At 44.4% G+C, this 20,437-nt stretch carries 16 protein-coding genes; 9 read left to right on the forward strand and 7 right to left on the reverse strand.

Annotated elements, in window-relative coordinates; genetic code table 11:
- Positions 1 to 414: 414 nt before the first annotated feature.
- Positions 415 to 2,007, reverse strand: coding sequence for a choice-of-anchor Q domain-containing protein (locus TBC1_RS12990; protein WP_062043674.1), 1,593 nt, complete (start codon positions 2,005 to 2,007; stop codon positions 415 to 417).
- A gap of 801 nt (positions 2,008 to 2,808) precedes the next feature.
- Between TBC1_RS12990 and TBC1_RS12995 the strand changes: the two genes are divergently transcribed.
- On the forward strand, positions 2,809 to 3,762 hold the full coding sequence (locus TBC1_RS12995) for a radical SAM protein (RefSeq protein ID WP_137305716.1): 954 nt from the start codon (positions 2,809 to 2,811) through the stop codon (positions 3,760 to 3,762).
- Positions 3,763 to 3,812: 50 nt separating this feature from the next.
- The gene (locus TBC1_RS13000) at positions 3,813 to 5,729 is read left to right on the forward strand and encodes a tetratricopeptide repeat-containing sensor histidine kinase (RefSeq protein WP_062043677.1); all 1,917 of its coding nucleotides are present in this window, start codon (positions 3,813 to 3,815) and stop codon (positions 5,727 to 5,729) included.
- A 173-nt stretch (positions 5,730 to 5,902) separates the two neighbouring features.
- On the opposite strand, the gene TBC1_RS13005 is transcribed toward TBC1_RS13000, so the two are convergent.
- The 5 genes from TBC1_RS13005 to TBC1_RS13025 form a co-directional block, all read right to left on the reverse strand.
- The gene (locus tag TBC1_RS13005) at positions 5,903 to 6,283 is read right to left on the reverse strand and encodes a DUF3127 domain-containing protein (protein ID WP_062043680.1); all 381 of its coding nucleotides are present in this window, start codon (positions 6,281 to 6,283) and stop codon (positions 5,903 to 5,905) included.
- 21 nt (positions 6,284 to 6,304) lie between these two features.
- A complete protein-coding gene (locus tag TBC1_RS13010) occupies positions 6,305 to 6,781 on the reverse strand; it encodes a nucleoside deaminase (RefSeq protein WP_062043683.1) in 477 nt (158 codons plus the stop codon).
- A 6-nt stretch (positions 6,782 to 6,787) separates the two neighbouring features.
- Positions 6,788 to 7,483 (reverse strand): leucyl/phenylalanyl-tRNA--protein transferase, encoded by a 696-nt coding sequence (gene aat / locus TBC1_RS13015; protein ID WP_082189695.1) that lies wholly within the window; start codon positions 7,481 to 7,483, stop codon positions 6,788 to 6,790.
- Positions 7,484 to 7,629: 146 nt separating this feature from the next.
- Positions 7,630 to 8,700: a 3-phosphoserine/phosphohydroxythreonine transaminase gene (gene serC / locus TBC1_RS13020; protein ID WP_062043685.1), complete on the reverse strand. Its 1,071-nt coding sequence runs from the start codon at positions 8,698 to 8,700 to the stop codon at positions 7,630 to 7,632.
- A gap of 343 nt (positions 8,701 to 9,043) precedes the next feature.
- Positions 9,044 to 9,973: a hypothetical protein gene (locus TBC1_RS13025; protein ID WP_137305718.1), complete on the reverse strand. Its 930-nt coding sequence runs from the start codon at positions 9,971 to 9,973 to the stop codon at positions 9,044 to 9,046.
- A 76-nt stretch (positions 9,974 to 10,049) separates the two neighbouring features.
- On the opposite strand from TBC1_RS13025, the gene TBC1_RS13030 reads away from it, so the two are divergent.
- The 5 genes from TBC1_RS13030 (at position 10,050) to TBC1_RS13050 (ending at position 16,068) form a co-directional block, all read left to right on the forward strand.
- On the forward strand, positions 10,050 to 11,063 hold the full coding sequence (locus tag TBC1_RS13030) for a hypothetical protein (protein ID WP_062043691.1): 1,014 nt from the start codon (positions 10,050 to 10,052) through the stop codon (positions 11,061 to 11,063).
- A gap of 160 nt (positions 11,064 to 11,223) precedes the next feature.
- Positions 11,224 to 11,493 carry a type B 50S ribosomal protein L31 gene (locus tag TBC1_RS13035; RefSeq protein ID WP_062045563.1) on the forward strand — a complete coding sequence of 90 codons (270 nt, stop codon included), beginning with the start codon at positions 11,224 to 11,226 and terminating at the stop codon, positions 11,491 to 11,493.
- 117 nt (positions 11,494 to 11,610) lie between these two features.
- The gene (locus TBC1_RS13040) at positions 11,611 to 12,786 is read left to right on the forward strand and encodes a GlmU family protein (RefSeq protein ID WP_062043693.1); all 1,176 of its coding nucleotides are present in this window, start codon (positions 11,611 to 11,613) and stop codon (positions 12,784 to 12,786) included.
- A 224-nt stretch (positions 12,787 to 13,010) separates the two neighbouring features.
- The gene (gene lon, locus TBC1_RS13045) at positions 13,011 to 15,455 is read left to right on the forward strand and encodes an endopeptidase La (RefSeq protein ID WP_062043698.1); all 2,445 of its coding nucleotides are present in this window, start codon (positions 13,011 to 13,013) and stop codon (positions 15,453 to 15,455) included.
- 34 nt (positions 15,456 to 15,489) lie between these two features.
- Positions 15,490 to 16,068, forward strand: a complete 579-nt coding sequence (locus TBC1_RS13050) for an NAD(P)H-dependent oxidoreductase (protein ID WP_062043701.1) — start codon at positions 15,490 to 15,492, stop codon at positions 16,066 to 16,068.
- A gap of 74 nt (positions 16,069 to 16,142) precedes the next feature.
- On the opposite strand, the gene TBC1_RS13055 is transcribed toward TBC1_RS13050, so the two are convergent.
- Positions 16,143 to 18,137: a M1 family aminopeptidase gene (locus TBC1_RS13055; RefSeq protein ID WP_062043704.1), complete on the reverse strand. Its 1,995-nt coding sequence runs from the start codon at positions 18,135 to 18,137 to the stop codon at positions 16,143 to 16,145.
- A 129-nt stretch (positions 18,138 to 18,266) separates the two neighbouring features.
- Between TBC1_RS13055 and TBC1_RS13060 the strand changes: the two genes are divergently transcribed.
- A complete protein-coding gene (locus TBC1_RS13060; protein ID WP_062043706.1) occupies positions 18,267 to 19,916 on the forward strand; it encodes an ABC transporter substrate-binding protein in 1,650 nt (549 codons plus the stop codon).
- Entirely contained in the window at positions 19,906 to 20,421 is a 516-nt protein-coding gene (locus TBC1_RS13065; RefSeq protein ID WP_062043709.1) for a flavin reductase, read from the forward strand. Before TBC1_RS13060 ends, TBC1_RS13065 begins: the two co-directional genes overlap by 11 nt.
- Positions 20,422 to 20,437 lie beyond the last annotated feature (16 nt).

The following is a 20,437-nucleotide window of genomic DNA, read 5'->3' on the forward strand; positions in this document are numbered from 1 at the left end:
AATTACTAAGATTTATCTGATAATAAGCTAATGTGATCCCATTTATTTATATTATTGTATATCAGCTATATATGATATTATCATTGCCGAATTCATTTTAAAATGCTTCGCTTTTTAAATGTAATAATAGATCGTAATAAATTTTAAAATATTGACTGTCAGAGATGTTTCTCCTTTCTTCCTTTGCCCGGGGATACACTTTCCGGAACATTGATTCCATCCCCGGAATACCATTAATCTTAAAATGGTGATATACCGGATTGGCTATTTTGTAAATGGTTGTCCTTCTTTCTGATGGAATCTATGCGGTCCGGAGGTGATCCGTAACACTCAGGGTCCATATAATATCATGAACAGAATGATCAGTTAATCAATCTGATACACTCTTCGGAACGGCCCCGGACATTTATTTTCTTAATTTCGTATGACTACTTTGGTAACCCGGGAATCCGGCAATGAGAGCGTGAGAATAAATATACCTCTTTCATTGCCTGTTGTGCTGTTTATGTTGCAGTTCCATCTGTATGACTGTGCGCCCGGATAAATCACCGCTTCATGAACGAGGATGCCCCTTCCGTCAAAGATGCTTAAGGATACCGGAACAGGGTAAGTTCTGCCGAGGTCTATGCATAAAAGATCACTGAACGGATTGGGCCTGACATTAATGTCTGCAGAAACAATGTGAAGATCCGAACCGAGATCAATCTGGTACTCGTAGGCTCCCATGTCCGGCAGTATCCCGCTTATTCTCGGGTTTTCCGACAAGTCTTTATCAGGATAGTTTATCCATCCGGGATCAAACATCCCCTTGTTAATGCAGGGAGAGTTGCTTTGCAGTGAGTAGGGGTGAGGACCGTTATTCAGAAAGCCGGGTAATGAGTCGATGTTATTAATATATGCGGAGTGGTAACCGATACCGCCGGTCCCTCCGAAGGCCTCTTTACCGCCTTGAACATTACAATGATAGAATTCGGGCGCCGAGAGAATATCCCAGATGTATAACTGTGCACCTTCACCGGCATGGTTGCCGCAGATTATTGTGTTTATAATCACCGGTGCAGCGCTGTCGTTACAATACACCGCTCCGCCGTATGAAGAAGATTGGTTGTCAGTGATGGTGTTATGCAGCACCAGCGGGGATGCTTTGATAAAGGCAATGGCGCCGCCGAAAAACAGACAGGAGTTGTTCACAAACAGGTTTCCTTCCACCATCCTGTCAGGCGCTGACCTCAGGTAGCCCATTGCTCCGCCAAGTCCACTGAAATTTTCAAAGAATCTGTTCTTAGTAACCATTGCGTCAGTGTATTCGAGAGAGATAGCTCCGCCTATCCCGGTTGAAATATTGCCTGTAAATTCGCAATAGCTGATGTCCGGCCGGGAATGTCTGAAACAAACGGCGCCTCCGTATCCGTAGGGCGGAGCAGCCTGCCCGCAGACATTGCCCTGAAAAATGCTGTGGCTGATACTGATATCTCCAGATTCGGCAAAAATGGCGCCGCCCCAGTGATATGCATAATTATTTGTAAATGTGCAATTGGAAACAGAGATTTTTCCGAAATCTCTGATATTGAAAATGCCGCCCATTTTTTCAAGTGAATCTCCGGTTGCCTTCCCATACTCAAACCGGCAGAAAAGAAAAACTGATGAATCCGCCAGAGGGTCGTTTCCGTTAAAATGAAAACCATCCCAACCTCCCCTTCCGTTTTCATGATTTGAGAAGCCTGCCGTATCAGCCACCGAGAAAATAACCGGACTTCCGGGCTCGCCAATGGCTGATATGCTGCCATTAACATCCAGTCTGAAATGCCCTGTTGCCAGAACCATTGTCCCGGCTTTAAATTTCAACTGTTCGCCGGTTGGTACTGTTACATTTCCAGCTATCAGCACGGTGTCAGCTTCCAATAACCCCGATTGTGTGCCCTGTATCAGTATAGTTTGTGAATGTCCCGGAAAATTGAAGTTTAAAAGTAAAATAAGCAACAGAAATACAATTAAAGGCTTTTTCATTGTCAGCTGTTTTTGGAATCAATCCTGCTCAAAACATTTAGTTTGGTTCTTTAAGACCAGGGCCGGTTGGCCGGATCCGGGCAAAGGTCTGAAAAAAAATGCCTGCATTAAACGTCAATTTTTAATCCACTGTTGTAAGCCATCGTGCATTATTGGATAAAGAAGAGAACAGGTTGCCAATCTTTAATAGATTGATCTGTATTCTTAGTGTCAGATTTGCGACCCTGACATATTCCCGGCACCCCGGTTGGTCTGGTTCTATTACCCTATTAAAAATCTGGTTTTCAATATGAATATGAATCCTTGGGTATATCAGGTTAAGCAGGTTGGTCCGGATAAGGATTATAAAAGTGAAAAAAGTGTACGATTTTGCTTGATTTATGTGAAAAATATGCTATTTTTGTCTGTAATTCAGGTGGTTACGTAAATTCTTGCACAGTTTTTAACTGTAAAATAATTTTACATCAAACACCGGATCCTATGCTACCCCAAACCCCTAAAAGATAGCATTTAACGGATCTGTATCCGTCATTTTTGCTCATTGGTTATTGCCGGATGAATAAAAATTTCTTTTTGCGGGAATTTTTTTTACTAATGCAATGATTTTTTAAATATTTGAATGTAAGGCATTTGGGGAAAACATGTTTTTATTAAGACAACAGGAATTACTACATAAACAGGCTTTTTGTATCGAAAAGCGCTGCTATGTAAGTTACTTTTGATTCAAATATCAATAAATAATCGTGATCAGGCAGGGGTTAACCGGACAACCGGCTTGTCGAAATGAAAAGGTCATAATGCATGAAACTAACTGACGCCTATTTTCCTTACAGCTTTCCTGCAGAATTGGCAGATTGTGTCTGTTGTCCCCGCGAATGTCATGCTGACCGAACGGCAGGGCCCGGCGGATACTGTAAATCGGATGCTTTTCCCGGAGTCAGTTCAATATGCCTTCACAGAGGTGAAGAGCCGGTGATCGGAGGCGAACAGGGTATTTGTAATGTTTTCTTTGGAAGATGCAACCTTCAGTGTATTTATTGCCAGAACTGGCAGATCAGTAGCCGTAATGAAGCGATACAGATTGAATATCAGCGTATTGACAGCATCGTTCATGCTATATCAAAGTTGCTGGATGAAGGTTGCAGAGCAGTAGGATTTGTTTCTCCTTCCCATATGGTTCCACAGATGCTTGCCATCATCAACGCATTGAATGATTCAGGCAGAAAACCGGTAATTGTATACAACAGCAATGGATATGACAGGGTTGAAACTCTCAAAATGCTTGAAGGAATTGTTGATGTGTATCTGCCTGATCTGAAATATATGGATTCACGCCTGGCACATGAATATTCAGATACCGGAAATTATGTTTCGGTTGCCCGGAAGGCGCTGAAGGAGATGTTCAGGCAAAAGGGAACAGCGCTGATTACCGATGATGCGGGTCAGGCTTTAAGCGGGTTGATTATCAGGCATCTGGTGCTTCCCGGTAATATTGAGAACAGCATGAATGTGCTCCGGTTTATCGCTGAAGAACTTTCTCCCGGAATTCATATATCATTAATGTCACAGTATTTTCCAATGCCTGCAGTTGCCGGCCATCCTTTACTTGGCAGAGCCCTTACCGAACTGGAATATAAGCTGGTTGCCGAAGAGATGGAAGCACTCGGGTTATTTAAGGGATGGATTCAGGAAGCAGGTAGTTCAGGTAGTTATCTCCCTGACTTTTGTTTTGATCATCCGTTTGAGAAATATTAACATATAATAACAGCGCCTTGCGACCTGACATAAATACCGGAATAAAAAAGATGATGGGGTTACTCCTGCTGGCAGGATTGCTGACCTCATTTTCTCTGACCGGATTCGCAATGGCGGGGCAGGAATCTGACAGCCTGCGTATTGTGCTTGAAAAGGCGGAAGGTCCTGTTCAGCAGGCGGCAATCATAAAGCAACTTTCAAGGCTCGCCTTATCGGAAGGGGATTACCCGGTGGCCATTGAATACCTGAACCGGGAGCTGGAATTAAGGGTAGTTACGGGTGATTCGGTTTCGTGGGCGAATGCGCATTATAACCTCGGTATGATATTCAGTATGATCCGGAGCTTCGACAAGGCAATCCATCATAGTCTTATCGCACTGGAATACTTTGACAGGAGCCGGCTTTACAACGAAGTGGCCAATACCTGCATAAACCTGGGGTTTGTTTATAATGAAACCAGAAATCCTGATCTGGCATATTCTTATTACGAAAGGGCCTTGCACATATTTAATGAACTTTCCAGTAAGCAGGGGCTTGAAGCTTCTTATCTGAATCTTGGAATTCTCAGCGATAAAAGCATTGATCAGGGAAAGGAAAGGCAAAAGTTTGACGAAGCCCAGGGTGGCGTGAGAAAAGCCAACAATGCATCTCTGATTGTAATTTACACCAGCCTTGGCAAATTAAACCTGAATAAGAATGATTTGATTCAGGCGGAGAATTATCTCAAGCAGGCCCTCGACCTGGCAATTCAGATGGGCGATCAGCAATATGAAGCGGTTATTAAGGTGTCTCTGGCGTCGGTTTATTTTACTTCGGGAAGAAGGCCGGACGCATACAGACTTGCCGAATCAGGGTTGGAACTGGCAAAGAGCCTTAAAATCAGGAATGTAATACTTGAGGCCTATGCCGAACTGGCAAAGATATCCATGGGATTGAATCAGCCGGTGCTTGCCTATAGTTTTCTCGATCAGTACTCAAAACTTAAAGACAGTATTTATGATGAACAGCAATCCTATTTGCTGAGCCAGGCGCAGGCTAGATTTGAGGTAGGGCGCAAGGAGCTTGACAGTGAAAGACTGCTTCGCGAAAACTTAGAGCAGGCATTGAAACTGGAGCGGAACAAAAAGTCGAAGGTTGCCCTGATAGGTGTTGTAATATTTATTGTGATATTGCTGGCTTTCTTTTTTAAACGGTATTATTTTAAAACAAAAGCCGTTGATAATCTGGAAGATAAAAACAGGCTGATTGAAACCCAGAAAGCGGAACTTGAACAATTGATTCAAACGAAAGACAGATTTTTATCTATTATTGCCCACGACCTCAAAAACCCTTTTACTTCGCTGCTTGGGTTTGCGGATCTTGCTTACAATGAGTTTGATGATATTACTGATGCCGAAAAACGTTCCTATCTGGGTATTATCAGGCAGTCAAGCCAGCATATTTATTCATTGCTCGATAACCTGCTGACCTGGTCGAGGGCGCAATCCGGACGCATTGACTTTAAACCTGAGCCAGTTGATCTTTCCGAGATTGTGGAAACCTCTATTGATGTTGTCCGCAGCATGGCTGATAACAAGCAGATTTCGCTCTACACTGATTTTACTAAAGATGTGATTGTTAAGGCTGATAAAAACATGCTTTTTACGGTGCTGAGAAATTTGCTGAGCAATGCCATTAAATTTACGCAGAACGGAGGATCTGTTACCGTGAGCTGTAATTGCAGCGGGGGGAAAGCCGTCGTGAGCGTAACAGATACGGGAATCGGAATGAATGAAGATGAGCTGTCACGGTTATTCAGGATAGATGGGAATCTGAAAACCTCAGGCACCAATAACGAAACCGGTACCGGCCTTGGGCTGATTCTCTGCCAGGAGTTTATGAATATTCATAAATCAAAGATTCAGGCCCGGAGCACGCCCGGGAAAGGCAGTACCTTCAGTTTTACCCTCGAGATAATTCCAAAATAAAAAAGCATCTGTTTACTTTACCGGTATCCGTTCATCTTTACGGAAGGGTATGTCAATTTTTCATGCTTTGATCTCTGTCCGGGATCCGGCAGGCCGCCGGGATAATAAAAAGAATAACCCGTCAGGCTGGTAAGACCTGACAGGTTTATATCCAAAATCGATCCTGGTCCTTATCAGAAGGGCAGATCATTCGTAAGTTCGTCAGCGGCAGTTGAGGCTATGCCTGTATCCGGCAATGAGGAGGCAGCCTGTTGTTCAGGGGCGGCGCCTGCACCTTCTATCTTCCAGGCTTCCAAATTGGTGAAGTAGTTGACATTGCCGTCTTTTTCCCATTTTCGCCCCCTTAAGTTGAACCACAACCGGATATCCTGTCCGATATTGTAGGCGTCAATCAGGCTGCAGCGATCCTGCGTCAGCTGGAATTTCAGCATTTCTGAGAATGAAGAGCTAGGATTATCCCTGTACTCGATTACAAATTCCCTTTTTTTAAATTTATCAGAAACGTTCTGTGTTTCAAATTTTTCAATCAGTTTTCCTGTAATTTCAAAAGCCATTGTAAATAAATATAAAGTGAATTAATAAGGAATTTTTCTGTCGGATTCTTTCCATTGTCTGAACACATGCAAAGCCTCTTCCCGCAATAATTGTCCAGCAGGAATGGAGCGCTGTCCGGGGTTAAGGCTGATCTCCCTGTAGATAAAGTCATCGTCAAAGCCTGCATCAGCGGCGTCCTGCCGGCTAGCGGCGAAATAAATTCTTTCGGGGCGTGCCCAATAAATGGCGCCGAGGCACATCGGGCATGGTTCGCAGGAACAGTAAATTTCGCAGCCTTTCAGCTGAAAATCGCCCAATACAGTACAAGCTTCCCTGATTGCAACCACCTCGGCATGGGCTGTCGGATCATTGTTTGAAGTAACATGGTTGCTTCCGCGGGCAATGATTTTTCCGTCCTTTACCACAACAGCGCCAAAAGGCCCTCCGTTGCCCGAAGAAATATTTTCTTCTGCAAGGCGCAGGGCTTCAGCCATAAATTCTTTTCTTGCATCATTCATGTTCAATCAGAATTGGTTCCACGATCCCCTGCTGGTATCAGCCTCCAGCGCTATCATTAACAACCTGATGTAATCATTGCGGGAAACCGTATAAGCCCCCAGACTCAGCAGGTGAGGAGTCGGCAGCTGGGCATCAATAAAAAGAAAACCTTTCTCCGCCAGTTTTGTGCAAAGATAATAAAGGGCAGCTTTGGAAGCATCATTCACCAGGTGAAACATTGATTCACCAAAAAATGCCTTGCCCAGCGAAACCCCATACAATCCGCCGGCAAGGCGGTTTTCATGCCAAACTTCAACCGAATGGGCCAGCCCAAGCGTATGCAGTCCGGTGTATGCAGCAATCATTGCAGGCGTAATCCATGTTCCGCTCTCCTGTTTTCTCCTTACTTCAGCACAAAACTGAATCACCCTGGTGAAATCTTTATCAAATGAAAAGGTGAAATGTCCGTTTTTTAGTTTTTGTTTCAGGCTTGAGGAGGTTCTGAACGAACCGGGCTTAAGCAGGCACCTGGTCTCCGGGGAGTACCACAGAATTGGTGTCGAAGCATCATACCACGGGAAAATACCGCTGCTATATGCTTTTACAAGCCTCCCGGGACTCAGATCGCCCCCTGCGGCCAATAAGCCGTCTGCCCTGCAATCACTCAGGGGTGGAAAGTCGTCGGATGTGCGCAGATATTTTATCCTGTGATCAGTTTTCATGACCATTCAATGATTTTCACTGGCTAATTTAGGCATTTTAACCTCCCGGTTATAGTCATATTATGAGTAAATATTTTACTCATTTAGGATTCCGGCAAAAAAAAACCGGTCACATGAACCGGTTTTAAATTAATTAATGCCAGTGATCAGGCATTTTCTTTTTCGAAGTCATGCATACAGGCTACCAATGCTTCTACGCTTTCCTTCGGCAGGGCGTTGTAGGTTGAAGCCCTGAATCCGCCAACTGAACGGTGGCCTTTAATGCCAACCATACCGCGGCTTTTGGCAAATTCCATAAAGGCATCTTCTCTGTCCTTGTACTGTTCTTTCATCACGAAGCAGATGTTCATCAGTGACCTTGAGTCTTTCTCTGCGGTTCCTACGAACATTTTGCTGTTGTCTATGGCATTGTAAAGGATGTTTGCTTTCTCTATGTTCATTTTTTCGATGGCAGCCACTCCGCCAATGGATTTGATCCATTTCAGCGTTTCTTTCACTGTAAAGATGGGCAGACACGGAGGGGTGTTGAACATGGAACCTTCCTTGATATGGGTACGGTAGTCCAGCATGGTCGGAATGGCTCTTTCAACTTTGCCGAGGATATCTTCGCGTACAATCACAAAAGTAACACCTGCAGGTCCAAGGTTTTTCTGGGCACCTCCATAGATCATGGCATACTTCGAAACATTAACCGGACGGCTGAGAATGTCCGATGACATATCGGCAATCAGGGGAACGTTGCAGTCTAAATCAGTGCGGATTTCAGTTCCGTATATAGTGTTGTTGGTGGTAATGTGGAAATAGTCGGCATCGGCAGGAACGGTGTAGCCTTTCGGAATGTAGGTAAAGTTCTTGTCAGCTGATGAAGCAACAACATTCACTTCGCCAAAAAGCTTTGCTTCCTTGATTGCTTTCTTAGCCCAGACTCCGGTTTCGAGGTAGGCTGCCTTTTTCGACATCAGGTTGAAGGGAACCATACAGAACTGCAGGCTGGCCCCTCCGCCAAGGAAGAGAACCTGATAACCTTCAGGGATGTTGAGCAACTCTTTAAAAAGGGCTGTTGCTTCGTCAATCACTGCCTGAAAATCCTTGCTCCGGTGAGAGATTTCAAGGATTGACATACCAATGCCATTCAGGTCCAGCACAGCCTTGGCCGTGTTTTCGATAGCTACCTGGGGCAGTATGGAAGGACCGGCGTTAAAATTGTGTTTTTTCATGATGTTGTTAGTTAAGTTGGTAAACTTATTTTATGTCTGAAGCACTTAAATACCGGCTGAAAAGTGAAGCAAAGGTATAAAGTTTTATACAGTTGCCAAGCTTATGCAAATTCTTTTATAAAATTGGTTAATCAGCTGTGAAATAGTAAATTGCCGGTATAAATTTAAATAAATTATGTGAACTTTGCAAATTGTAAATGAATGTTTTATGTATATAATGCCGGGCCGGACGAAATAAATGAGTGCCAGCCCGGGTAATTCCGGGAATGAGTTTAGAATTCAGGTCAATTAACCTGTTATTATCTATTTGTTAAGAACAAGGAAGGGATAACTTTAATAAGCTTCACTGAGGCGGAAACAGATCATAGCTGACCGGTTTGCGTGATTTTTTTTCCTTGCCGGATGGCGCCGGGTTGCGTGGAGCAATATCTTCCACAAAGCTCCAGAGCTTATTGAAAACTATATAGCCGTCATAAACATTTCCGGCCGGTACATAGGCCCATCGCTGTCCTGTAAGTGATTCATCCATTGGCACCAGACGGTCGAGGACAATTATTTCATCGGTTACCTTTCTCTGTGATTTCCTCACATTGGAGAGGGTGACTTTCTGGCGGTCATAGCTTTGTGTGAATGATGCCTGTGAAGCGTATTCCGAAACCACCCTGTTTTTTAATCCGTCTTTTGTCCTGAATATGGATGCCCCGAAAACAGGAAATCCATCCTGATCAAAACTAAGTGCATCAATTGTCTTTCTGCTGGTGGTCCGGTTGAAACCATCCCAGCCAAGCAGGGTGTAAAAGGAACCGGTTAGGTCGGTCCTGTATATGATGCGGTAATACAGTCCGCCCGGCCAGTTTCCGTCCCGGAAAATGGTTTCTTCCGATATTTCCTGCAAAGCAGGCAAGGGCTTCATGGGTATAACCTGGTTTGTAATGTTGTTTTTGATTATCAGGAAGTAAATGTTAATTCCGTTGTTTTGCTGCAGGTTCCAGTTGAAAAAAGTGATTTTTGCATCCGGTGAAGTGATTATACCGGTATTCAGCGAATCGAATATCTTGTCCGAAGCAGGCTTTTCTTTAAGCGCGGCAGTCAGCTCAGCAAAGAAAACATTATTGATTTCCAGTCGCAGTGAGTCTGATTTTTCTTTGCGGGCACTGTCGATCAGCGCCCTCAGCCTGTTGCCGGAAGTTTCCTGCAGCGGTTGAAGGGCTTTGAGGCTTAATCCGTTGAAAGTAAACAGTAAAATCAGGCTAAGGGACAAAATGGGTTTCATTGAATGCAATTGGATTGTAAGGCATTTCAGCTGAGAAATCTTAATTTTGCTGCAAATATACACTTCAATAACGTTCATGGATCAAAAACCGATACAGGCAGGACTGTATAAATTTGCAGAAGAGTTGTTTTTCCTGTCGGGGGAAAACATCCGGCCTTTCCATGCAGCCCAGGGGACGGCCCGGCATGATGATTTTCGTGAGCAATTTCTGTCAGGCATTCGTGCTGACCGGTGGTTTGTTGATGAGCATATCAGGTATGCCCTGAGGTGGCTGGCGGAAAGTATGCTTGTGACGGGTCAGGTGCTGCCGGCGATGAAGCCTGTGAACAAATCTTTGCCGGTTGCTTTCTGGATAAAGCCACTGTCCCCGCTTGAGGGAGTGGGAGAAATTATACTGGCTGCCTTTCACGGATACAGATGCTTATTAAAGACCAGTTTCAGCGACAGAAAAATGTATGAAGCTGTTTTCGGTTTGCTGGGCAATTATATTGCCGGTTTTACCGAAAGAATAATTTATGTTGAGGACTCATTTCCTGGTTTCAGCGGGATGATTGTTATTGGCGAAAAGAATGGGCCGGTTTCAGAATCATACCTCGTGCGGTATCCGTTGCTCAGGTTCAATTATAATCAAACGGCGATTATCACAGGAAATGAGTCAGATGAGGAGTTGTGCATTCTTGCCGAAGATATTTGCATTTATTTCGGACGCTCTGCGCGCAATGTCAAGATGTTGAAGGTGCCACAGGATTATGATTTCCGGTCATTGACAGAAGCAATCTCAGCATACAACTGGCAGATCAATTATTCGGTTTACCTGAATCATTATGAATATCATAAGGCTTCGATGTTGTTGGGCAGGGTGCCGCACCTTGACAGCGGACATCTGCTCCTAACTGCAAACCGGGAATATTCAGGCAGAATCGGTGTTTTGGTTTATGAATACAGTCATCAGGGGCCGGAAACCGATAATCCGGTTGCCGGAACGGCAGGTGGAGTCCTGAAATCAACTCAGACGGGAAGGTGCCGGAGTTTTTTCTGCAATACGGACGAGATGGGAATATTTCTTGAAAAACTGAAAGATTGTATGTAGATAAAAGTTAAAATAAGTTTCAGATTTTTTTGGCTATTAGTAAAATAGTTTTTACTTTTGCAGTCCCAAAAATTAAAGGGTTAAGCATTGCAGCAATGCTGCAATCGTTTAAAAGTAAAAACATTGATTGAACCGGGATTTTTTAACAATAACTGAACTCATGAAAAAAGACATTCATCCCAAGGATTACAGGTTGGTGGTTTTCAAAGATATGTCGAACGACTATACATTTGTCACTAAATCAACAGTAGCTACCAAAGATACCATTGTTTGGGAAGATGGTAAAGAGTACCCGCTGGTAAAGCTTGAGATTTCGAATACATCTCATCCTTTTTATACCGGTAAGATTAAGCTTATCGACACCGCCGGACGTGTTGACAAGTTCAAAACGAAATACCAGAAACATTTCGACAACAGGAACAAGGCCTGAAGCAAGTTTTCAGCATCCGGTTGTTAATAAGATTTCCACGGCCCTTTTCTTTAAAAGGGCTTTTTTCGTTACTTTTGTTGATATTATAAGTTTAAGCACCTTTAATTTCTTTCTTTTATGAACTATGTCCTTTTTGACGAGTCGAGGCGCGACAACCTGCTCCCGCTGACCTTTATGAGGCCTGTTGCCGATATCAGGTTTGGTATACTTACAATACGTGAAAAGTGGGAATACTTTTTGAAATGTAAGACTTCGACCCTTACCGAAAACTATCTCTCTGCCAAGTTTCCTCTCGTGAAGGAGAAAGAAAATATCATCATCAATGGTGCTGTTTGTCCGAATGATATGCTTGTTGAAGAAATTGGTCAGTTGCAGGCCGGACAGGCGCTGGTGAAGGGGGATACTGTTATTGCCATGTACCTGAATGAGTCGGATTTTGAAAAACCAAGCGGTGCTGTCGAAGAGATTGAAACAGAAGCTGAATTTCTGGAAATCAACAATACCTGGGATATATTTGCGAAAAATGGATTGGCATTGGCTTTTGATTTTGAGTTGATTACCAAAGGCAGAAAATCACAGAAAATTCCTGCCCACTGTCTGGCTATAAATCCTGAAAATATTTTCATTGAGCCGGGGGCTGAAATACTTGCTTCCACCCTAAATGCTTCTGCGGGCCCTATTTATATAGGTAAAGATGCCATTGTCATGGAAGGGTCCAACCTGCGCGGCCCGCTGGCATTGTGCGAACATGCCCAGGTTAAAATGGGTGCCAAGATATACGGGGCAACAACCATAGGCCCCTGGTCGAAAGTGGGTGGTGAAGTCAATAACAGCGTGATTTTCGGCTATTCCAACAAAGCCCATGATGGTTTCCTCGGGCATTCTGTAATCGCCGAATGGTGTAACCTGGGTGCAGATACCAATACCTCCAATCTGAAAAATACTTATGACCAGGTGAAATTATGGAATTACCCTGACGAGTCATTTATTGAAACCGGTCAGCAGTTTTGCGGACTGATTATGGGCGATCATTCAAAATGCGGAATCAACACTATGTTCAATACCGGAACTGTGGTGGGGGTCAGCTCAAACATTTTCGGATCCGGTTTTCAAAGAAACTTTATCTCGTCCTTTAAGTGGGGAGGGGTGGCCGGATTTTCAGTTTTCCTGCCAAAAAAGGCCATTGAAGTGGCAAAAGGAATGTATGGCAGGCGTGAACTTGAGTTTACCGATATAGATGCAAAACTTATCGAGGATGTTTACAATCTGACACATAACTACCGGAGAATGTAAACTTTTTAAGTATACCCTTGTTTATCCGGTAATCTGAAAAGGCTGCCGGATTTTTTTTGCTGATGAAAAATTGAATGCAGTATCGCTGACTCAAAAGAAATGCACCTGAAATTTCAGTAGTTTCAAAAAACATTTGCCGGCATGATATTTGACTCCGGTCAAAACACTTTTCCTGGCCTGTTGAGCCTGACAAATTGAACATACTATAACTTATCTTTACTGATATGACGAATGATGGTTTCGGTTTGACCGAACTGATTGAAAATGAAACTGAATTTATTCCGCTCCTCTCTACCGAAGATGAAGAGCAGATGAATGCGGAGGAGGTACCTGAAACGCTGCCGATTCTTCCCTTGCGCAATACGGTATTGTTTCCCGGAGTTGTAATCCCTATCACGGTTGGCCGTGATAAATCTATCCGTTTGATCAAGGATTATTATAAAGGAAACCGGATCATCGGGGCTGTTGCACAGAAAGATGTTGATATTGAGGATCCATCGTTTAAAGACCTCAATGAAATAGGAACCATTGCCTACATCATCAAGTTGCTGCAAATGCCTGACGGGAGCACAACTGCCATTATTCAGGGGAAAAAGCGTTTCCGCATTCTTGAGATGCTTCAGGATGATCCCTATTTTATTGCCAGGGTCAATCAGTTTGACAAGGTGAAACCACTGGTGCGTGATAAGAAATTCAACGCTTTGATTTCGTCTGTAAAAGACCTTGCAATTCAGATCATTAATTTATCCCCGAGCCTGCCTTCTGATTCGGTTTTTGCGATCCGAAACATTGAAAGTCCTGTTTTTCTTGTAAATTTTATATCATCCAACCTTAATATTTCGCTTGAAGAAAAGCAGAAACTGCTTGCCATCGATGACCTTATTGAACGGGCAAATATGGTTCTTGGGCTTCTGACCCGGGAACTTCAGATTATAGAACTTAAAAATCAGATTCAAAGTAAAGTCAAGATCGATCTTGACAAGCAGCAGCGCGATTACTTGCTTAACCAGCAACTCAAAACCATACAGGAAGAACTGGGCGATAATCCGCATACGCAGGAAATTTCTGACTTAAGGGAAAAAGCTGCAAAAAAGCGTTGGCCTGAAAATGTGGCAGAGGTCTTTGAGAAGGAATTGACAAAATTGCAGCGCATGAATCCGGCGGCCATGGAATATTCCATGCAGTTGAATTATCTTGAGGTATTGACTGACCTTCCGTGGAACGATTTCACGGTGGACAATTTTGACCTTAAACATGCACAAAAGGTATTGGATAAGGATCATTACGGACTTGAAACCGTGAAGGAGCGCATTATTGAATATCTGGCTGTACTGAAGCTGAAAGGAGATATGAAATCGCCCATCCTTTGTCTGTTTGGCCCTCCGGGGGTTGGAAAAACTTCTCTCGGAAAGTCAGTGGCAAGGGCGGTGAACAGGAATTACATCCGGATGTCGTTGGGTGGCCTGCGCGATGAAGCTGAAATCAGGGGACACAGGAAAACATACATTGGTGCGATGCCTGGCAGAATATTGCAGAGCATTAAGAAGGCCAAAGCGTCAAATCCGGTTTTTGTGCTGGATGAAATTGATAAGGTAATCGGAGCAAATATCAATGGCGATCCTTCGGCTGCCCTGCTCGAAGTGCTTGATCCGGAGCAGAACAATACTTTCTACGATAATTTCTTGGAACTTGAATATGACTTATCAAAGGTGATGTTTATTGCAACCGCAAACAACCTCAGTACTATACACCCGGCCCTGCGCGACAGAATGGAAGTAATTGAGATTACAGGTTATCTGCTGGAGGAAAAAATTGAAATCGCACGCCGGCACCTGGTACCCAAGCAACTGCATGAACATGGCGTTAAATCCGGTCAGCTTGCGTTCGATAAAAAGATTATCGAACTCATTATCGACGCATACACCCGCGAATCAGGCGTCAGGGAACTGGAGAAGAAGATCGCCAAAATCATCAGGCATCAGGCGAGATTTATCGTTAGCGGAGATCCATATAATCCCTCTGTAACGGTTGAAGATGTTCATAAAATTCTTGGTCCGGCGAAGTTCAATAAAGAAAAAGATGAAACTCCTCATGCTGCAGGTGTGGTTACCGGATTGGCATGGACCCCGGTAGGCGGCGAGATTTTGTACGTGGAAACCAGCCTGAGCCGAGGGAAAGGGAACATGGGATTAACAGGGAATCTCGGAGATGTAATGAAGGAATCAGCAACCCTGGCCTTTGAATACCTTAAGTCGCATAGCGATCAACTCGGCCTTGAACCTTCGGTTTTTGAAAAATGGAATGTTCATCTTCACGTTCCGGAAGGGGCTACCCCCAAAGACGGTCCTTCGGCCGGAATCACCATGTTCACAGCGCTGGCTTCGGCATTTACCCAGCGATTAATCAAGCCCCGGCTTGCGATGACCGGTGAAATTACCCTGCGTGGTAAAGTGCTTCCGGTTGGCGGGATAAAGGAAAAAATTCTGGCCGCCCGCAGAGCCGGCATAAAAGAGATTATTCTGCCTGCAGATAACAAAAAGGACATTGAGGAAATCAAGCCGGTGTATCTGAAAGGGCTGAAAATCCACTATGTTGAACAGATGATTGATGTGCTTGATCTGGCCCTTATGGGGAAGCTTGCATCAAACCCATTGAAAATCAATTATTAATTTTTGCTGATCTGGCATAAGGTTAAAAGGCTCAATGAAAAAAATACTGATTATTCTGGGGCATCCGGTTAAAGATACGTTTTCAAATTCGTTGTTCGAGCATTATCGCAAAGGGGCAATATCTTCGGGCGCTGAAATACGGGAGATCGTCCTCAGGGACCTTGACTTCGAACTGAATTTCAGGGAAGGCTACAGAGGAAATCAGGAACTGGAGCCTGATCTTCAAAAAGCGCAGGAAGCCATCAAATGGGCAGAACATATCGTTATTATTTATCCGAACTGGTGGTCAACCTTTCCGGCATTGATGAAAGGATTTATAGACCGGACTTTTCTGCCGGGATTTGCATTCAGGTACCGGAAAGGAAGTCTTCTGTGGGATAAGTATCTGACCGGTCGTTCTGCAAGGCTGATCATCACCATGGATACACCGCCCTGGTATTACTGGCTGGTTTATCGCAGGCCTGGACACAATGCGATGAAGCGCGGAATTCTCGGGTTTTGTGGTATCAGGCCTGTACGTATCACCACTATTGGTTCACTCAAGGTTTCATCTGAAGCCAGGCGTCAGCAATGGTTGCGCAAAGTGGAAAAACTTGGCCGGAAGCTGATATAGCTTTTTTGATTGATTCCAGAATCCTGCTCCGGTTAATAGATTGTATCAGCCAAAAATTCGCTGATATCCGGATCCTAATTTCCTGAAACAATAAGTTTTTTCGTGAATATCTGGTTCCCGGATTGTACGGTAACCAGATATGCTCCTGCCGGATAATTCCGGATATCGATAGACAGTGAATGGAAGCCCGGCGGATAATTTCTTACATCCGTATCAATCAGATTTTTACCAGACAGATCAGTGAGTGATATCTTTACAGGCATTTTAGTTTCTATGTTAAAACTGACAATCGCCTGAGCGTATGCCGGATTCGGCGTAATGCGGATATCTTTTGTATTGGGTGTAATCACCGGATCGATCCCCACAACCGTTGTCGCCTGTTTCAGCAGAATATTGTTACCGGGATCGAAGGTCAGGGCGACGGGCTCCTGATCGAACTGAAAAATAAACACCTGATCGTTTTCATCATTGGTCACCCTGATCAGCGTATCTCCGCCATTTTTGAATGAAACCAGGATTTCTAAAGGCATTTCAAAGAACGGGGCGTTTGTTTGTATTTGACTGGCTTTGAAGTAGACATTCCAGAGTCCGTTCTCAACTTCCAGGAAACTATAGGTATTGTTGTACACAGGATGATTGGGCTCAAACAACCACTGGTTGAAAAACCAATCCAGTTCCTGCCCGGTGGTTTCATTCATTTTTTCAATAAAATCAGGGATGGTTGCTGATTTATACCTGAAGTTCGCGGTATCATTGGCATACTCATAAATACTATGGAAAAAGAGGGAATCCCCCACTACGTAGCGGTACATATAAAGCACGCAGGAAGCTTTCATATATGTAATTGCGTAGTTGAAAAGCGTTGAATTGGCGGGAGGATTGGTAGCCCAGGCCGGATTTGAGATGGCCCAGCCCGGGTTTTGCGCCAGATAATAGCTGGCATTGCTTTCCATTTCTTCCTTATAAGCCTGATGTCCGTTAACTTCTCCCGTCCACGTTGCTTCAAAGTAAGTGGCAAAGCCTTCGTTCAGCCACAGATCTGCCCATGTGGCACAGGTAATCATATCTCCGAACCACTGATGGGCAAATTCATGGGCGATAAGACTGGAATACCAGCATCCCTGGCAGAGGCTGGTCAGGGTCTGATTTTCCATCCCGCCCCACATAAACTGGGGGCTAAGAGTGGCAAATCCGTCTTTTTCAAAGGGATGGTCGCCAAACATCGAATAATAGAAGTCGGCCAGGGGGATAATCATATTTTTCATCTGCGACGGATTCTCCCCGGGGTTATAATAGAATCTGATCGGCAAAGTGTCGTAAGGCGGTCCGGGTTTGGTCCAGTAAACGATATCCAGGTTGTAATTTACCCTTGAAGAGATAACCATCAGATAGGTAGGAACCGGATCTCGGCTCACCCAGGTATACCAGGTTGTATCGTTCACCGCTACCGAATCGGTGAGGCTTCCGTTAGAGCCGAGTTTAACGTTGGCCGGAACTTTGGCCCTTAGTGTCAGGGTCGCTTTATCATAGGGCTGGTCGTAGCATGGAAACCATTTGCGCGCACCCTGAGGCTCGCAGTCGGTAAAAACAAATCCATTGCCCACATAAAATGCCAGATCAGGTACATCCAGGTGCTCATAGTCAATACTGACCGATGCAACTTCTCCGGGTTGATACGTGCGGTTCAGCATGATTGTAAGGGTATCCTGGTCGTGGATAAATGAAGTTGCAGCCAATCCCACTGCATTGATCTGCAGTGATGTCTGATCTGCATTCAGCTTAATGGCTGACAGAAGGGTGTCGATCCGGAATGTTATAATGTTTGATGCCGTGAACGTTCTGGGATATGGAGATGCATAGCAATGATAAATATCCATATCAAGTTCATAATTAAGCACATCAAAGGTGTGTCTTGGTGAGTTAGGTGAGCGCTGACCTGAGTTTTCCTGACGGGGGCGCATCAGCTTTCCATGAGCGCAGAATTCGCTTCCCCTGGTGGTTTCGGTAATCTGTGCATCGGCAAAAATAACGGTCAGCAGCAAGGCTGAAATAAACAGCGGCAGTTTCATAATCAGATGTTTTAAGAAGTTCAAAGATATCATTTATGTTAAAAACTTTTACATAAATTGCAGAGAAGCGGATGCCCGGCAAATTTTTCCGCAGCCTGCCGCAATTATCCTAAATTTGTGATATGATTCATGAATATGTGTCTTAAGGTTAATTCTCTGATTTTAATTACATCAATACTTTTCGTTTCCTGCACAGGGACCCCCGATCAGCAGGCAGGTCAGACTGTTTTCCGGTATAACGAATCGTCAGGAATTACCTCACTGGATCCTGCATTTGCCCGTGACCAGGCCAATATCTGGTCGGTCAACCATTTGTATAATAGTCTGGTGCAGCTTGACAGCAACCTGAATGTTCAGCCATGTCTTGCCCGCAGATGGACTGTGTCAGAAGACGGGAGAGTATATGAATTTTTCATCCGCAGTGATGTATATTTTCATGACAGCGAGGTATTCAGCGGAGGATCAGGCAAAAAGTTAACGGCACAGGATGCTGAATACAGTTTAAAACGGCTCCTGGACCCCGGTCTGGCGTCGCCGGGAGCCTGGGTACTGGCACCTGTAAAGATCCATGCCGGAACTCCTGCTATCAGGGCTGTGGATGACACTACGCTTGTGATTGAGTTGGCTGAACCATTCCCTCCTTTCCCTGGAATGTTAAGTATGCAGTATTGTTCTGTTATTCCGCGCGAAGCTGTTGATTTCTACGGTGAGGACTTCAGGGCTAATCCTGTCGGAACGGGGCCTTTCCGTTTTGGGATGTGGAAAGAAGGAGTAAAACTTGTTCTTCTGAAAAATAAGAACTACTTTGAATCGCAGGGAAATAGGAAGCTTCCTTTTCTGGATGCTGTTGCCATAACTTTTATAGTTGACAAGCAGACGGCATTCCTTGAGTTTGTAAAGGGAAATCTCGATTTCATGTCAGGCCTGGATGCGGCCTATAAGGATGAGATGCTGACCCCTTCCGGGAAACTGAACCCAAAGTACAGGGGAAAAATTAATCTGTTGAGCCAGCCCTACCTGAATACAGAATATCTGGGAATACTGATGGACCGCGAAAATCCATTACTCAAGGATAATCCCTTGTCGGATAAACGGATCCGGCAGGCCATCAGCATGGGCTTCGATCGCGACAGACTGATAAGATACCTCAGGAACAGCACCGGCACACCAGGTACGCATGGTTTCATTCCAAAGGGGCTGCCTGGTTTTGCGGATTCAGGGCAGTTCGGGTATGACTATAATCCTGAAAAAGCAAAGCAACTTATTGCTGAAGCCGGTTATCCGGCTGGAAAAGGCCTGCCGCCCATTACCTTGTCGACCAATGCTTCATACCTTGATATTTGTCAGTTTATTCAGAACCAGCTTTCTATGATTGGCATAGTTATGAAGATTGATGTTAGTCCGCCGGCTACACTCAAGGAGAATATAGCTCGTTCGAGGGTGGCATTTTTCAGGGGCTCCTGGATTGCTGATTATCCGGATGCCGAAAACTACCTGTCATTGTTTTATTCGCGTAATTTCACCCCGGCCGGTCCGAATTATACCCGGTTCGGCAATGATGAGTTTGACCGGCTTTACCAGCTTGCATCCGTAGAGAATAACGACAGGAAGAGGACGCAATACTACCGTCAGATGGATAGTCTGGTTATGGAAGAGGCTCCGGTGATTGTATTATTTTATGATCAGGTTTTGCGTTTTGTAAGGAGTGACATTTCCGGACTTGGGTCAAATCCTTTGAATTTGTTGAATCTGAAAACAGTACGAAAAAATGGAGACTAATGGTGCCTTTAAAATAATTAAACCAGTAGGTCTGGAGCGTAGCGCAATCAGGCTGATAGGGGAGGAATGGATGCTGATAACGGCAGGAAGCGTGGATAAATATAATACTATGACTGCCAGCTGGGGAGGGTTGGGGATGCTCTGGAATAAACCGGTGGCTTTCATATTTATCAGGCCCCAGCGGTTTACCTTTCATTTTGTTCAGGAAAACGAACTGTTCACCTGCAGCTTCTTTGAACCTGAATTCAGGCCTGCACTTCAGTTCTGTGGTGCTCATTCGGGACGCGATGTGGATAAAGCCTCTTCTACTGGTTTGACGGCCTGTCTGACTCCCTCCGGCAGTGTTACCTTCCGGCAGGCAAAAATTTATCTGGAGTGCCGGAAACTCTATTATGATGACCTCAGGCCGGAGAACTTCCTTGATAATTCAATCGGACGGAATTATCCGGACAGGGATTATCACCGGATGTTTATTGGCGAAATCATAAACTGCGGAATAAAATAAGTATTTCAGAAAAAAT

This window comes from Lentimicrobium saccharophilum (assembly GCF_001192835.1).
Lineage (GTDB): Bacteria > Bacteroidota > Bacteroidia > Bacteroidales > Lentimicrobiaceae > Lentimicrobium > Lentimicrobium saccharophilum.